Here is a 14420-nt window from a genome sequence, read left to right as displayed (position 1 = left end):
ACCGCTTTTTTGTCGTTTTCCTGAGACATACGTTGATCCATTAAGTTGTTTAAGTGGAAGACTCTTAGATGTCTTGAGATAACCGAATCATATCGGTACACCGGATCCCGTTTTCTATAATGTCCTGTTCATAGTGCCGTAAGAAGAAGTTCGGGTCGACTCCAATAATACGAAATCCACATTTTTGATAAAGGGCCAACTGGCCAATACTTGAATTTCCTGTCCCGATTTCGATGGTTGTATATCCCATCGCTTTAGCGGTTTCGATGGCATGTTGTAAGAGAATTTTTCCGACACCTTTCCCTTGATACCGTTCGTCTACTGCAATGTTTACGATTTCGATCGTGTACGGTCTTGTCGGTAGCAGCACATGTATCCCGATCAGCTGATGCCTTATTTCAGCGACGAAACAATCGCCTCTTTGCAAATATTCTGCGACTATTTTCTGAGACGGATCCGCTAATAGCAAAAGCTCCATCGGCGGCTTCTCATGAGCTGACAATTGACGGATGTTTATATTCATACACGTATGCTCCTCACGGTTAGTTTTAATACACTCATTCTTCATGAGCTCAATATTCTTCATTCCTGTATATTCATTTTACAAGTTAAAGTCATATCCACCTGAAACGGACGGGACATGACTTTTTTACGTAATCACCTGATACGGACGAAGGCAGCACACACCACAAAAACGATTCCGCAACCGCAGAAGAAAAGAATCTGTTCGAGACGCACCTCAAACGACAAGGTGAGGGACAGGGCAGCGTAAGACAATGGAACCAGACCGTTTGACGCGGCATTGACAAGGCTCATGACCCGGCCCATCATCTGTGGTCGTGTCGTCGTTTGAATCGTCGTCAAAATCAGAACATTGATGATGGAGGAGATGCCTCCCATTGTCAGCAACAGCAGAACGCCTTGCCAGACGTGTCCGATTTGTCCGAGTAATACAAGACCGACTCCAAGCAGACCAATCAGCGATAGCAACAGGCGAAAAGATTGATTGATTAGGTTGCTGAAGCCGATCCAGGCGGCACCAAGCAGCATGCCGAGCTGATACGCGCCTTGGAGATAACTGAGGTCCAGGGCTTGACCGCCTAAAACCCGATTGACGAGTAACGGAATCCCCATCAGCAACGGACCAAAAAAGAAAAAGTTGATGATGATTAGCAGGAAGAGTATCCGTTTTAAGTATGGGTCGGCAAACACATAATGAAATCCTTGAGCAAGTTCAATCCGGGCAGATGTCCGAGTTGGGTTGTTGACCGGATGTTCACGAATCAACAAAGTACCGAGCGATGCGAGCAAAAGAAACAGTGCAATCGTCAAAAATATGAAGTGGAACGATGAGAAGGTCAGCAGTACGCCGCCAAGCAACGGTCCGGAGAACAAGGCCATCTGATTGGAGGTTTGAAGAATTGAGTTGGCCCGCGTCAGATCTTCTTTTGAAACGAGAAGGGGCAACAGGGACGCACTGGCAGGGGAGAAAAAGGCATCAATGCAACCGAACGTAAACGCAAATAATGCAAGCGGAACAATCGTCAACAGCTCGAAGTGATAGACGGACAGCAACAGCAGAACAAAGGTAAATCGCAGCAGACTGGAATAGCGTAAAATGATCGATTTGTTGAACCGATCAGCAATGACACCGCCAAACACCATTAAAAAAATCCGCGGCAACAACGTCAACATCAAGACGAGACCTAAATACGCATCCAGTTTCAAGACACGGAGAATATACCATTGCTCGGCAAACAGGTAGGTCGATAAGGCGAGGAAGGAACAGGTACTGGCGAGCCAAAGTGCTCGGAACGAACGATTCCGCAAGAGCGGGTGATGTGGTTTTTGCTCAGTTGCCTGCATGTCCTCCCTCCTCGTCCGCTTGAACTAACGGTGCATCAATCTCAAACGCCGTCGCCATCACGTAATACAATTTTTTATCTGTCTCATCCGTTGATGCATCGTGTTCGACTTCCTGCAACAGTTCCCGGTACCGTTTCGTAAACGTCAAGAATTGCTCAGGTGAAAGTCGGAGTTCTTGTTGGAACGACAGGCTTTCCCAGTCCTCTACGTCAGAGGAACGCGGGGCAAACGAGCGGTCAGGCGCCGTCAAGACACGTGTTTTCGCCCGGTCGAGGACCTCGACATAAGACTGGCGTGTCGCTTGTTTCGTCTCGACAAGATTCAGGAGATGATCAGCCGGAATGAATCCGCGGGCGACGGCCTGATAAAACTTCAATACATTTCCGCCTCGGATTTCTTCCTCGACGAGTTGAATCAACTGATACTTTTCGAGTTCACGCAGATGATACAAAATCTTTGCCCGTGAGACGTCAAGTTTTTGTGCCAATTGCTGGCCGGTATGTGGCTGTTCAATCAGATGCATCAGCATTTTTGTCCGCATCGGATCACTGATGACTTTGAGTTGTTCGTACTGTTCGAGAATCAAAATCGCCTGCTGTTCCATTATTAACACTCCTTTTTATTAACCGGTTAACTTTTATTAACTGTAAAGCTAGTATACCTGAATGATTGACAAAATAAACCATTTTTTAAAAGAAGGATTTGTTCAGTTAAAACAGAACGTTAAACAAAGAACAGATTCTGAACTTACAGAGGAGTGATTCATATGAACCAAGCTCAAGAAATTCAAATCCAGACCGTAATCCAACGTCCGGTCGCCGAAGTCTGGACGTATTGGACGGAACCGGAACACATCAAAGCATGGAATGCGGCATCGGATGATTGGCATACGACGGAAGCGACGAATGATGTTCAAGCAGGTGGTCGTTTTTCCAGTCACATGGCGGCAAAAGACGGCAGTATGGGGTTTGACTTCTCGGGCGTCTATCAGGAAGTGATCCTGTATGAAAAACTGGCCTATACGCTCGACGACGGTCGGAATGTAACGGTACGGTTTACGGCGAACGGGGAGGAAACGGAAGTCGTGGAAACATTCGAGGCGGAGTCGATGAATCCGCCGGAAATGCAACAGGCCGGGTGGCAGGCGATTCTTGACCGCTTCAAGGCATACGCGGAACAACAGTGAATACGAACATGAGAAAAGCCCGTCCAATCTGGAACGGGCTTTTCTCATGTTCAGTTGTTGACTTGAATGATGCGGAAAGACACGGTTCCACCATCTTGGACGACGCTGTAACCAAGCCGACCATTTGTGAAAACCGGTTTCGAATACTCGCCTTCCTTATCCGTCAGTGGGACAACCGTCCCGTTTATCAGGTCCGCATAAAGGAGTTGATGCTGTTCTTCCCGGAAGACGATGTGATCCGGTGTCAGGAAACAAAAACCATCAAGGATGAAATACGGTTCCGGCGTCTTGTAACGATAGGACGTATGATTCGACACATGTGCTTGAAATCCCGCAGATCCTTCCGCGCCCGTCGCCAGATAATGCTGACCGTAGGCGAAATCAAACGGCATCGTCGTCTTTTTAATTGCTTTTCCGGAAAGCGTCGTATAGGCGGTCGTTTTTTCATCTGCTTTGTAGGTCGTTTGATCAAGAAGAATTCCCGCATCACCGTCCCGTAAGTACTGGGCATAGTCGCCGCTCCGGGTTGCTGTTTCTTTCACTGTCAGTGTTTTTTGTGTCGTGACGTACCCGGTCGCTGCATCATATTTCTGGACGAGTGACTGGGTCTTATCTTTCTGATTGATATGTTTGATCCAGGAGACATGTGCCGACGTGGCTTGCAAATCCGGATAAAAACGAGACGGTTCTGTTCCGTGGTCAAGTTGTTGAAGCGACCCGGTTGCTAAATCCATCACGTCGAGCGTCCAGTTGCTGTTTTTTCCGTTGTCCTGATAACGGATCCAATACAGTTGTCGTCCGACGCCGACCAACTTATAGATGGTTTGGTTCGTTGAATAGAGTTTTTTCAGGTGCCGATCCGTCAGCGAGTAACGGAAAACCGAACTGCTTTTTTCGCTTGAGGCATAAAAGTACACGGCCGCTTCATCGATATAGCTTGGACCGGACAGGTAAGGGTAACGTTGATAGACATCTGTTAAGTCGTAATTCGTACTTGGTCCAAGTGTCGAAAAACCCTCACTGCGGATTAATTCTGTTGGTACCGGTACCGGCTGAATTGATTCCGTCTTCGGCTGACTGCATCCGGCAAGCAGCAGGACAAGGCTGAATAAGCTGAGTTTTAAAAAATAAGGCATAGCGGAAAACTCCCGTTCTGTTTTAAGAAAATGAAAACTCTATTAGTGTATAGGGAAATAAATCCATTCCCCTAAAAAAGAAATGGGACTTACAAAAATGTAAGATAATTTTCTAACTATAAATATTCTGAATATTCGTTTAGTAACTGAAAGACCGGGAATATATATCTAAAAGATACTATCTAAAAGATATAGGAGCGACTTATGCCAAAAGAAAACATGACCCGGTATGCGATTTTAGGTTTACTGGCAAGCGGCTGTACGTCCGGCTATGAAATGAAACATACGATTGATACGAGTCTCAACCACTTTTGGAAGATCAGCTTCGGACAGGTTTATCCGATGCTGAAAACGTTGGTGCAGGAAGGGTTAATCGTCGAAGAGACCGGAGAAGGGGATGACCGGAAGACGTTTGTTCTGACACCGGACGGCGAGGCGGAACTCGGACGCTGGGTCGAGGAGCCGACGACCGAACTTCCGGTCCAGCGGAATGAACTGTTGCTGAAACTCTATTTCGCCCGTCATGAATCGAAGGACACGACGATTCAAAAAATTAATCAGCATGCCGCTCTGCTCCGGGAGCGATTAGAGACGTACCAAATGATTGAACAATCGATTTTGGCCTACACAGAAGCGGATGACGCCATGTATTGGCTGCTGACACTTGATTACGGCAAACGAAAGACACAAGCACTGCTGGAATGGTGTGAAGCGTCCGTTCAGACACTCGAAGGAGGAAACTCATCATGAAACGCGTGATCGCAACACCAAATGAAGACATCGTCGTATTCATCATCGGCTTACGGATCAACCGTCTGCGATCAGTCCCGAAGTGGTGGCCGACCGTTCAGGCGATGACTCCGATGATTGAGGAATGTTATGAGCAACAGGTTGGTTTATTGTCGCATGAGATGCTCGTCGGATGGCGTTCGGTGACATTAATTCAGTATTGGCGTTCGTCGGACGCCTTGATTGCCTATTCGCACGGCAACCGGCACCTGGCAGCTTGGAAAAAGTTCAATCAGTCGGCCCGGGCAAGTAACGCCGTCGGGATTTTTCATGAAACGTTTGAAGTCAGTAATTATGAGACGATGTATGTCAATCTGCCGACACGGGGACTGGCAAAAGCGGTCGGAGAAAGTGCGATTCAGACACATCAGGAACAGGCGAAGGACCGGCTGGCCGAACGCAAGATATCGACACGTAAATAACGCAAACAGGGAGCGGATTTCAATCATCCGCTCCCTTGCTGTATGTATTACTGTTCTACCCGGACTAAGGTTTCCCCGCAGTTTTGACAAATCGAATTCATTGTCTCGGTACACTCTTTACAAAAGGTACAGTTGTGCGAACAGTGATACGTTTCCTGCCCGTCTTCAAATGTCTCCGCACAGCGGGTACAGTTGGTTGCCTGCATGTCGTTCACCTCACTTATATTTGATCTGTCTTCATTGTACGAAAGCAGAACGGAACCGGACAGACGATTTTCCTTGTAATTCAGTAGCTTCGCCTGAAAATGAATGGTAATTTTAAGATATGTCTTCATAATATTAGGAGGATGGAAAATGGATGAAATTGATTACGCAATTATCCGGGCATTGCAGGCGGACGGGCGGATGTCCTGGACGGAACTCGGCAAAACGGTAGGGCTTTCGACGCCGGCCGTCAACGAACGCGTCAAGAAACTCGAGGACCGGGGGATCATTGAAGGATACCGAGCCGTTATCAATCCCGTTGCGCTCGACAAAACCATCATGGCAATTTTGATGTTCGAAGATACGCGGTGTGACGCGTTTATCGCGTTTTGCAAGGATCATCCGGATGTCGTCGAGTGTCACCGGCTCGCCGGGACGTTTAACTTCATGGTCAAATTGTACACGCCGTCGGTCGAGACACTGGAAACGTTTATCGATGCCTCGATGAAGTACGGCAAACCGTCGACCTGGATCCGGTTGTCGTCACCCGTCGCGTTTAAGGCGTTTACGGTCGGAGATGGAGTACTGATATGAAAAGTGTTATCAGGCAACGAATCGAACAACAAGTCGGTTCGATCGATTCGATCCGTCCCATTGCAGAGCAGGGGGGAACAGCCATCGTCTACTATGTGAAAACGTTAGATGGCACCTATATCCTCAAGCAGGCAAGCTTACCCCGTTACCGCGAGTGGTTGGCGCAGGAAGCGACAGTAATGCAGACGTTTAAGTCACAACAACATATCACCATCCCGACATATATTGATTATATGAAAGACGAGCAACAGGATTATTTACTGATGTCCTACATAGCAGGTGAGACGTTGACAACGGCACTGGCGAATGCTTCCGAACGGCAGCGTCTTGAGTTGATTCGAGCATTTGGACGGTTTCTCCGACAGCTCCATACGAAGGAGATTAGCTCTGCCCATTCTTCACAAGATTGGCTGGATAAACAATTGCTGCAAGCCGATCACTACATGAAACAGGGATGGACAAGTGGTTCAAGCGAGTTGCTTCACGCGTTATCCACCAAGCATCCGGAACCTGTTCCGGCGACGTGGATACACGGGGATTGCACGACGGATAATCTATTGGTCCGAGACAACGCAATTGTTGCGTTTATTGATCTAGCCGGAATGACGGTCGGTGATCGCCGCTACGATGAAGCTTTGGCGACACGATCTTTTGGGACGGATATCAAGATGCTCGATGCCTTCTACTCAGGATATGGATTTTCATCAATCTCAGAAGAAACATTCCGCTTTTTCGATGACGGATTGTATGAATTTTATTGAAAAAATTGAAAATAAAAAACGGCTATCCCCTGAACTTTTAAAGGAAATAACCGCATGATTATGTTTTAAGTTAAGTACAACACTTCGTTGCTTCTTCGACCTGGTTTTCCGGAATCAGGACTTGGCCGTCTTTGACCGTAAACTCAATATCATGAGCTTTCAGACGCTCGATTTGAGCCGGTGTCTCTTCACCCCATGGAACGGTTTTCGGTTGCTCGGCAGCACATCCGGCGAGCAGTAGGCTACTTGCGAACAGCAATGGTTTTAACATGAATTCCACTCCTGTCAGGATATCCGTTGATTTTTGTTGAAAAACAGTTGTTTCAACTGCAGGCCGTCGCTAGCAAGACCACTGGATAAGCGAATCGGAAGAAGGTTAAACAGGATAAAGATGACTGAAACTTGAATGAAAGGCTGAGTAAAAAAATGCATGGTCGGACTCGGAAACAGCAGACTCAGGATCAAAATAATTATACCACCTATCAAGTTGGCACCAACTCCGCCGAGTAATACAATAGCTCGTTGTCCGCGGCTGACCGGAATCTCTGACGGTTCAGATTGATGCAGTCCTTCCCAAAATTGCTTTCGAGCGATGGAAAAATGACCGATTCGCAGAAACGGTTCACCTTTCCCAATTGAAATTGATTTTAAGCGCAAACCGACTAACCGGGCGGCAAACGCATGCCCGTATTCGTGCAGAATCAGACTCGGAAAGTAAAAGGCAAGCATGATTAAATTAAATAAAAGAAAATGCATCATCTTCCTCCTCTCATTCACAAACATAACAAAAATGGTTAATTAAGGCAAATGAACTTCTTGTTATTCAGATAAAATCCAGAAAAGAGTGATATTGATGGAATTCATAAAACTACCTAACTTCCCCATAGAAATCTTTCCGTCGAAACACTCTGTATCCCGCAAAATCATCTGTTTGTACCATGGATGGGGATCAAGCGTGACAAAATATGAAGATTTCGCCCGGATGCTTTCGGAACAAGGATTTACGGTCATCGTGCCGGAACTCCACCTGCATGACAGCCGCGATCGGCTGGAGGCATACTTTGACCACGGTGTCGTCGAACGACATTTCTGGCAGATCGTTTTTCAGAGCATTGAGGAGTCCGTTACGCTCGTGAAGCAGTTGAACGTAACACAAGCAGACACCATCTGGCTCGGTGTTTCGATGGGGGGATTCATCGCGAGCGGTATCGCTGCGAAACAACAGGGAAGTGCCGGGGTAATCAATATCAACGGCTCCGGATCCTTTTTGTTTTCGGAACAGCTTTTTCGACAGCGCGATAACAGAGCTGATTTAACAATGGAAGAAGAACAACGTTTGAAGGCATATGATCCTGTCCTGCAAGCAACGTCCGCACCGACGTTATTCGTACACGGTCAGTGCGATACGGTCATTCCGATCGAGACGCAGGAACACTGCGTGCAACAATCAACGGAACTGAATCGTGATTTGACGTTTCTTAAATATCCGTCCATCAATCATACGGTATCTGATCAGATGGTTTCGGATGTCCTGGATTGGTTAAATCAGCGCTTTTAATGTTAGACGGAAGAACCGGACACCTGCCTGAGGTGCCCGGTTCTTTTACTGAGTGATCCATCCAAAACGCTCATCACTAGTGTCGCGATGGCGAGACATGATGCAATCATTATCAGCATACTGGTTGTCTTGCTTGTTTTCTACCGCAGGATTTTATCAAGCGCTTTCCCTTTTGCCAGTTCATCAATCAGCTTGTCAAGATAGCGGATTTCCCGCATCAACGGATCTTCGACGTTTTCGACCCGGACGCCGCAGACGACACCTTTGATTAACAATCGCCGTTCCTGCATGTCCGGCGCCTCCGCAAAAAAGGCTTCGAATGTCGTCTGATCTGTTGTCAGCGTTGCGAGTTGTTGCTCCGAGTAACCGGTCAGCCAGCAAATGATCGTATCGACTTCCTGTTTCGTCCGACCCTTGCGTTCCGCTTTTGTCACGTAAAGCGGATAGACACTCGAAAACGCTGTCGTGTACAACCGATGTTTCGTCATCGTACTCCCTCCTTGAACCTAATTATTACCAGAAGTGTAGCATATCGAACGCTTTGATTCGACACCCGAATAAACAACAGACCATCTTGTTCATTTGAACAGAATGGTCTGCATACAATCATTTTTTCAAATCGATGACATGAAATTCAATCTGTGCTCCGTCTGATACCCCGTATGCCAATTTTCCGTTGGCATAAATCGGCTTGGATATCGTATCGGCCATATCCGTCAAAGGAGCGACGGTCCCATGCACAAGATCGGCGTACCAAAGTTTTGATATACTCTCCCTGAAAATCACACGGTCAGCCGACAAAAAGCGGAACGCGTCGACTGTCAGCCGGTTATCGGCCGGTTTGAATTGGTAACCTGTTTTTTGCGACTTCTTGTTCAGGAAGAGGGCTGATCCTTCTTCACCGGTCGCGACATACTTTTTGCTGTGCTCAAAATCAATCAGCCCGTTCATCCGTCGTTTGAACGTGCCATCAAATGTCTCAAGTGTCGGCGTTTTATGACCGTTCTTAAACGTGCTTGTATGCAAAATCAGTCCGGCATCGCTCCGGCGGAAGTCAAATGGATACTGTCCATTCCGTTTTACGCCTTCCTTTAAAATATACTGCTGATGGATGATGATCGTGTCTTCCGCCACATCAAACGACTTGAGGAGCGTTTTCGTTCGCGTCGGTGTCGCTTCCTGCGTCATCCAGGAGATCCGTTTTGAGGAGGCATCGAGATAAGGAATCGCCGTGTCATGACGGCTGATACCCTGATCCAGTGTATTGACGTTTCCCGTCTTTAAGTCCATCGAACGAATCGTCCATTTTTGTCCCGACTTGATCGGATTGGATTCGACCCAGAACAGATAATGCGATACCCCGGTCATCATACCGATCGTCCGCTTGACCGTATGCAATACTTGATTATCGTTTGAGCCTTGGCTGTACCGGTAAATGTAGCTTTTACCGGCGGTGTCACTCGTTTGTTTAATGTATGTATAGTAGTAGATCGATTGCTCATACAGATAATCCGGAGCAATCAGGACGTTTTGACCCGTAAAAAATGACGATAAATTGTATGTCTGATGTGTTCCGAGTGAAATCTGGTCCGTCTTTTTCTTCAGCGGTACATATTTTCCATAGTCGGACAATGGGGCACTGACAGGTTCAAGGGTTGGCGCAGCTTGAGCCTGGTCTGCCGGAACTTTCGGGTGTTCCTTCGTAACCGTCGAATCAGTGCATCCTGCCGTGGCGACAAGCGTTAAAGTCAACGCGGCCGTAAAGAAAGTCTTCCGGGACATAGTATGTTGTCTCCTTTAACTAACGTAAAGTGGGGGAATCAGGCTCAACGGCGGTTTTGTTTCATTCGCCAACGTAAAGAAACCAAAAAAGCGGAAATTCCGGACATCACAATCAGATACAACAAAAAGACGAAGGCGAATTCACCATAATCTTCAAGACTGTTGAATGGATTTTCTGTGATGAACGGCTCAGGTAGAACCCCAATCAAAAACAGCGGAATGAACAGCAGGAAAAATCGTTTCCAGAAATAATACTTGTACGGAGTGCCGGTACGGTCGTCCATTGATTTCTTCCTTCCCATATCCAAATTAATTATCCTATATTTAACATATTATATTATTTATTGTTTAATTCGATGAATAAATTTAAATAAACCATCAATAAAAAGCGGTCCAGCAACCCCCCCCGTCGTCGGGTGACTGCTGGACCGTTTTTCGTCTCTTACTTGATCTTTAAAATGACTTTTCCTTTGGCGTGGCCTGACTCGGAGTACTCGAGCGCAGCCTGTGCTTCTTCAAACGGATAAATTCGGTCAATGACCGGTTTGATTTGTCCGGTTTCAATCCACTCTGAGATGTGTTCCAGTTGGCGTCCGCTCGGTCGCATGAACAAAAACGTGTACGTGACCCGGTGTTTCCGTTCAAGCCATGTCTCGCGAAGAGTCAGCAGGCGGAACAGATTGGTCTTCAGGAAACCGGACCGGTAGGATTTCCCGAACCGGCCGTTCGGCAGTCCGGAAACCGAGACGATGTGTCCGCCCGGACGGACGATTTTAAACGACCGCCGGAGTGTCTCACCGCCGATCGTATCATAGACGCCGTCATAATCATGCAGGATTTCGTCAAACGATTCGGTCCGGTAATCGATGATTTCATCAGCGCCGAGTGACGCGACGAGGTCATGTCCGGCGGGGCTTGCCGTCGTTGCGACATACAAGCCCATCGCTTTCGCCAGTTGGATGGCAAAGGTTCCGACGCCGCCTGCGCCTGCCTGAATCAGGATCTTTTGTCCCGGTGCCGCCTGTAAGACATCGTGTAATGCTTGATAAGATGTCAAGCCGACGAGTGGGATCGACGCTGCTTCCTCGAACGAGAGCGAAGCCGGTTTTAGGGCAACCATCTGTTCATCGATTGCGATGTATTCGGCAAAGGTGCCGATCCGGTTTTTCTCAGCCCGTCCGTAGACGGCATCCCCGACTTGAAACTGTTTTACGGCATGACCAACCCCAACAATGACTCCGGCGAAGTCATTGCCTAGAATCAGCGGGAACTGATATGGAATCAACAGCTTGACGTCACCGTCCCGAATCTTAAAATCAACCGGATTGATGCTAGCTGCGTGAATTTCCACAAGAACGTCATGCGGCCGGACGTTCGGGCGGGGCTGTTCGGTTTGTTCGAGCGGGACCTGACCGTATTTTGAAATCGTCATCGCTTTCATGAAAATCCTCTCCATTTCCTGGTTCTTCTGCTTTTAGTCTACCAGTTGATCCAGCGGGAGAACACTTTGAGTGATTCATTCGGACATGATAAGCTAAACAGGAACAGGGAAAAACTGGAGTTTGGGGTGAATGAGATGAACAAGACCGGAGAACGATTGTTACGGCTGTGGATACGTGTGCCGCGGTTCGTTAAACGCATGGTGCCGCTCAGTCTGACATTGTATGTCCTCTTACTGATTGTCACGAACGGAGTGGCAACGATACTTCATTTTGATATCGGGTTAGTCTCATGGCGCGATCTCATCATCAGTTTAGCCGGAGCGGCGATTCTTGTTCCGGTATTCAATCAGTCAAAAGGGGAGGAAAAAATATGAAACAATCGGAACAGGAAGAACCATTGACGGGAGGAAATGTCTCCGACGTCTCACGGATCGGGGATACGGTCAGACGGGAACAAAAACCGGAGAGTCTTCGAGTCCATCGGGTACTGCAACATCTTGAGCAAAAAGGATTTGCAGGAAGTCCGCGTTTTTTAGGAATGGATCCAGAGGGGCGCGAAATTCTGTCGTTCATCGAAGGCGAAGCCGGGAATTATCCGCTTCAGCCGTATATGCGGTCAGACCGTGTCCTCGAGGAGACGGCTCGGTTGTTAAGGGGATACCATGATGCCATCGCTGATTTTCCGGTACCAAACGATTGGCAGCCGCTCGACGGAACACCGGAACCGCTCGAACTCATTTGTCATAATGACTTTGCCGTCTATAATCTCATCTTCCGAAGCGAACGACCTGTCGGAATCATCGATTTCGACGTTGCTGCCCCGGGACCGCGGATTTGGGATGTGGCCTACACGCTCTACACCTGTGTCCCGTTAAGCCGGCATCAAATGACGGCAGACGGTGAGCCGGCTCATTATAATCCGGTTAACGATCAGGAACGGATTCGGCACCGAATCAACCTGTTTTTGTCTTCCTACGGCAAAACGGAGCTAAAGGGCAAGATGTACGAAACCGTGCTGCTTCGTGTGGAAGCATTGATCAAAACGATTCACCGGAAAGCGGCGGAAGGTGACGAAGCTTTTCAACGGATGATCGAAGAGGGGCACGTCACGCATTACGAACAAGAACTCGATTTTCTCGAACGCGAGGGAGCCGACTGGTTCCAGTGAACCGGAAATGTTAAAAGGGTTCGCCGCCGGTTTAAACGGACGAAGAATGGAGAAGCATCATGTTGGAAAAATTGAAGGATACCGCGAAAAAAATAAAAAAGCAGATTTTTATTTTGTATTTTTCCTATCAGGACGACCGGGTCGCCTGGTATACCAAATTATTTACGGCTTGCGTTGTCGCTTATGCATTCAGTCCGATTGACTTGATTCCAGATTTCATCCCGGTGTTAGGGTATCTGGACGATCTCATTCTTGTCCCTTTAGGTATCCTGCTCGCGTTAAGGATGTTACCGCAGGAAGTCATCGACGACTCTACCGTAAAGGCAGAACAATGGATGGGGGCGGATAAACCGAAAAATTGGTTTGTCGGCGCGTTGATCCTGTTGCTTTGGTGCACGCTGACCGTCTGGATGGGTCTAAAGATTTATGATGCCGTCCGATAGGGCTCATATCCATTACGGATATAGTTTCTGATAGGCAGATTTGATTTGTTTGTACATGGCGTCCGTCGACAAAGCGGCATCAATCTGAATGACGGGAGAAGCGGATTGTTCCATTTGGAGACGGTGCTCGGCGTACGTTCCAATCATCTCCGGATCCGTCGCCGTTAAGTACGTCCCGCACCAGTCGAGAAACGCGTTGGATCCGGTGAAATCAGGATACCGTTCTTGTTCCCGCTTGATTAACCGGTTCATCCGTTTGGTTTCATCCAAGCGTAAAAAGACAAGCAACTCCCGGTTGGCGAAGCCGTTCGGATTCCACGAAAAGACGGAACCGGAGACGACATACTGCTGATGGTTTTCGATATCCGGTGTATATAAGGCATACCGCTCCGCGACCGATCGTTTTTCGGTAAATGTTTGGTCTTTCCACAAATAATGATCGCTGTCGATCCAGTGAATCCCTTCCTGTTGCCCAATCCACTTGCCGAGCGTACTTTTCCCGGTGCCGGAACCACCGATGATTTGAATGCGCACGGGATGACCTCCTTGACACATGATGTGTAGTTTCTGTGGATTAGCTTACCATGACAGACTGAAATAAGAATAGAACGGACAGGGAAGACGATGGAGGAATCGTCTTCCCTTTTTTCGGGTATTCCTCTAACAGATGAGTGAAACAGCGGACAGTCGTGATCACCTGCGAAGGGAGCGGCGAAGATGATTGCGTTTTTCATCTTGATGCGCAATATGTACCACGTATTACGAATTCTGTTTCGACAGGATGAACAAAAAGCCGTCATGTTCTCCGTCGCTTTTCTCCTTGCGGTCGGGATGTTTTTCTACCACAGCGTCGAACAGCTGAGTTATCTGGATGCCCTCTATTTTTCCGTCATGACGCTGACGACGGTCGGCTACGGCGATATTCATCCGATCACACCAATCGGCAAGATTTTTACGATGGGGTACGTCTTGCTCGGAATTGGTGTCATCAGTGCCTTGATCGTCAATTTTAACCGGGCGTTAAAAGAGTTCCATTCAAATAAAAATAAACCAGACGGGAAGTGACAGG

At 47.7% G+C, this 14420-nt stretch carries 22 protein-coding genes; 10 read left to right on the top strand and 12 right to left on the bottom strand.

Annotation, left to right across the window (positions count from 1 at the left end; all coding sequences use genetic code 11):
- Positions 1-64: 64 nt before the first annotated feature.
- The 3 genes from DVG79_RS05435 to DVG79_RS05425 form a co-directional block, all read right to left on the bottom strand.
- Positions 65-517 (bottom strand): GNAT family N-acetyltransferase, encoded by a 453-nt coding sequence (locus DVG79_RS05435; RefSeq protein WP_114596555.1) that lies wholly within the window; start codon positions 515-517, stop codon positions 65-67.
- A gap of 140 nt (positions 518-657) precedes the next feature.
- On the bottom strand, positions 658-1866 hold the full coding sequence (locus DVG79_RS05430) for an MFS transporter (RefSeq protein ID WP_114595802.1): 1209 nt from the start codon (positions 1864-1866) through the stop codon (positions 658-660).
- Complete coding sequence (locus DVG79_RS05425; protein ID WP_114595801.1) at positions 1853-2470, bottom strand: ArsR/SmtB family transcription factor; 618 nt, start codon at positions 2468-2470, stop codon at positions 1853-1855. Before DVG79_RS05425 ends, DVG79_RS05430 begins: the two co-directional genes overlap by 14 nt.
- A 162-nt stretch (positions 2471-2632) precedes the next feature.
- On the opposite strand from DVG79_RS05425, the gene DVG79_RS05420 reads away from it, so the two are divergent.
- Positions 2633-3052 (top strand): SRPBCC domain-containing protein, encoded by a 420-nt coding sequence (locus tag DVG79_RS05420; protein WP_114595800.1) that lies wholly within the window; start codon positions 2633-2635, stop codon positions 3050-3052.
- A gap of 50 nt (positions 3053-3102) precedes the next feature.
- Here the strand turns inward: DVG79_RS05420 and DVG79_RS05415 are convergent, their stop codons facing one another.
- Positions 3103-4188 (bottom strand): hypothetical protein, encoded by a 1086-nt coding sequence (locus DVG79_RS05415; RefSeq protein WP_114595799.1) that lies wholly within the window; start codon positions 4186-4188, stop codon positions 3103-3105.
- Between the two features lie 204 nt (positions 4189-4392).
- On the opposite strand from DVG79_RS05415, the gene DVG79_RS05410 reads away from it, so the two are divergent.
- The gene (locus DVG79_RS05410; protein ID WP_114595798.1) at positions 4393-4938 is read left to right on the top strand and encodes a PadR family transcriptional regulator; all 546 of its coding nucleotides are present in this window, start codon (positions 4393-4395) and stop codon (positions 4936-4938) included.
- On the top strand, positions 4935-5399 hold the full coding sequence (locus tag DVG79_RS05405; RefSeq protein WP_114595797.1) for a DUF4188 domain-containing protein: 465 nt from the start codon (positions 4935-4937) through the stop codon (positions 5397-5399). Before DVG79_RS05410 ends, DVG79_RS05405 begins: the two co-directional genes overlap by 4 nt.
- A 47-nt stretch (positions 5400-5446) precedes the next feature.
- On the opposite strand, the gene DVG79_RS16090 is transcribed toward DVG79_RS05405, so the two are convergent.
- Positions 5447-5605 carry a DUF1272 domain-containing protein gene (locus DVG79_RS16090; protein WP_081578956.1) on the bottom strand — a complete coding sequence of 53 codons (159 nt, stop codon included), beginning with the start codon at positions 5603-5605 and terminating at the stop codon, positions 5447-5449.
- Between the two features lie 148 nt (positions 5606-5753).
- Between DVG79_RS16090 and DVG79_RS05395 the strand changes: the two genes are divergently transcribed.
- Both DVG79_RS05395 and DVG79_RS05390 read left to right on the top strand, forming a co-directional pair.
- The gene (locus DVG79_RS05395) at positions 5754-6197 is read left to right on the top strand and encodes an Lrp/AsnC family transcriptional regulator (RefSeq protein ID WP_114595795.1); all 444 of its coding nucleotides are present in this window, start codon (positions 5754-5756) and stop codon (positions 6195-6197) included.
- Positions 6194-6958: a phosphotransferase gene (locus DVG79_RS05390; protein ID WP_114595794.1), complete on the top strand. Its 765-nt coding sequence runs from the start codon at positions 6194-6196 to the stop codon at positions 6956-6958. Before DVG79_RS05395 ends, DVG79_RS05390 begins: the two co-directional genes overlap by 4 nt.
- Before the next feature lie 70 nt (positions 6959-7028).
- Here DVG79_RS05390 and DVG79_RS05385 read toward each other — a convergent pair whose 3' ends face one another.
- Entirely contained in the window at positions 7029-7229 is a 201-nt protein-coding gene (locus tag DVG79_RS05385; RefSeq protein ID WP_114595793.1) for a hypothetical protein, read from the bottom strand.
- Between the two features lie 14 nt (positions 7230-7243).
- Complete coding sequence (locus tag DVG79_RS05380) at positions 7244-7714, bottom strand: site-2 protease family protein (protein WP_114595792.1); 471 nt, start codon at positions 7712-7714, stop codon at positions 7244-7246.
- Positions 7715-7811: 97 nt separating this feature from the next.
- Between DVG79_RS05380 and DVG79_RS05375 the strand changes: the two genes are divergently transcribed.
- Entirely contained in the window at positions 7812-8516 is a 705-nt protein-coding gene (locus DVG79_RS05375) for an alpha/beta hydrolase (protein ID WP_114595791.1), read from the top strand.
- Positions 8517-8656: 140 nt separating this feature from the next.
- Here DVG79_RS05375 and DVG79_RS05370 read toward each other — a convergent pair whose 3' ends face one another.
- The 4 genes from DVG79_RS05370 to DVG79_RS05355 all read right to left on the bottom strand — a co-directional run bounded on the left by DVG79_RS05370 (position 8657) and on the right by DVG79_RS05355 (position 11739).
- A complete protein-coding gene (locus DVG79_RS05370; protein WP_114595790.1) occupies positions 8657-9004 on the bottom strand; it encodes a DUF2200 domain-containing protein in 348 nt (115 codons plus the stop codon).
- Between the two features lie 118 nt (positions 9005-9122).
- Positions 9123-10298: a hypothetical protein gene (locus DVG79_RS05365; RefSeq protein ID WP_114595789.1), complete on the bottom strand. Its 1176-nt coding sequence runs from the start codon at positions 10296-10298 to the stop codon at positions 9123-9125.
- A gap of 44 nt (positions 10299-10342) precedes the next feature.
- On the bottom strand, positions 10343-10582 hold the full coding sequence (locus tag DVG79_RS05360) for a hypothetical protein (RefSeq protein WP_114595788.1): 240 nt from the start codon (positions 10580-10582) through the stop codon (positions 10343-10345).
- A gap of 158 nt (positions 10583-10740) precedes the next feature.
- Positions 10741-11739, bottom strand: coding sequence for an NADP-dependent oxidoreductase (locus DVG79_RS05355; protein WP_114595787.1), 999 nt, complete (start codon positions 11737-11739; stop codon positions 10741-10743).
- A 135-nt stretch (positions 11740-11874) separates the two neighbouring features.
- On the opposite strand from DVG79_RS05355, the gene DVG79_RS05350 reads away from it, so the two are divergent.
- From DVG79_RS05350 to DVG79_RS05340, 3 genes are read left to right on the top strand one after another with little or no spacing between them, the layout of a single operon-like run.
- A complete protein-coding gene (locus DVG79_RS05350; protein ID WP_233494532.1) occupies positions 11875-12114 on the top strand; it encodes a hypothetical protein in 240 nt (79 codons plus the stop codon).
- Positions 12111-12908, top strand: coding sequence for a phosphotransferase (locus DVG79_RS05345; protein ID WP_114595785.1), 798 nt, complete (start codon positions 12111-12113; stop codon positions 12906-12908). The genes DVG79_RS05350 and DVG79_RS05345 overlap by 4 nt, the downstream gene beginning before the upstream one ends.
- A 59-nt stretch (positions 12909-12967) precedes the next feature.
- Complete coding sequence (locus tag DVG79_RS05340) at positions 12968-13351, top strand: YkvA family protein (protein ID WP_114595784.1); 384 nt, start codon at positions 12968-12970, stop codon at positions 13349-13351.
- Between the two features lie 12 nt (positions 13352-13363).
- Here DVG79_RS05340 and DVG79_RS05335 read toward each other — a convergent pair whose 3' ends face one another.
- Positions 13364-13885 (bottom strand): shikimate kinase, encoded by a 522-nt coding sequence (locus DVG79_RS05335; protein ID WP_114595783.1) that lies wholly within the window; start codon positions 13883-13885, stop codon positions 13364-13366.
- A 183-nt stretch (positions 13886-14068) separates the two neighbouring features.
- Here DVG79_RS05335 and DVG79_RS05330 point away from each other — a divergent pair, with 183 nt between their 5' ends.
- A complete protein-coding gene (locus tag DVG79_RS05330) occupies positions 14069-14416 on the top strand; it encodes a potassium channel family protein (protein WP_114595782.1) in 348 nt (115 codons plus the stop codon).
- Positions 14417-14420: the final 4 nt, after the last annotated feature.

This window comes from Exiguobacterium sp. RIT594 (genome assembly GCF_003339585.1).
Classification (GTDB): Bacteria; Bacillota; Bacilli; order Exiguobacteriales; family Exiguobacteriaceae; genus Exiguobacterium_A.
Note: the sequence above shows the minus strand (reverse complement) of the source record. Positions and strands in the feature narration are given on the sequence as shown.